Source organism: Chryseobacterium sp. SIMBA_028 (assembly GCF_046535285.1).
In the GTDB taxonomy this organism is placed as follows: domain Bacteria; phylum Bacteroidota; class Bacteroidia; order Flavobacteriales; family Weeksellaceae; genus Chryseobacterium.
The window spans coordinates 1-236 of sequence record NZ_JAWRWZ010000829.1 but is presented as its reverse complement, the minus strand read 5'-3'; the positions used below and the strand labels follow the sequence as shown (position 1 = coordinate 236).

The 236-nt window shown below is 38.1% G+C and carries 1 protein-coding gene; it reads right to left on the bottom strand.

The genetic code is table 11. From position 1 onward, the window contains the following. The coding region (locus tag SCA31_RS25525; RefSeq protein ID WP_410699719.1) for a beta-galactosidase at window positions 1-236 on the bottom strand (236 nt) is incomplete at both ends.

The window sequence follows — 236 nt, the reverse complement described above, 5'->3', positions numbered from 1 at the left end:
AGTTCTAATTTCTAAATTTTTATCTTTTTGCAACCACCAAGGATATCCGCCAAATTCCCATTCAGCACAAACATAAGGGCCGGGACGAATGATTACATACAGTCCTACTTCCTGTGCGGTTTTTATAAATTTCTTTAAATTTTTTTCACCTGAGAAGTTCCATTTGCCCGGACTTTCTTCGTGGTAGTTCCAGAAAACATAGGTTGTCACTGTATTCAGTCCCATTGCTTTCATCA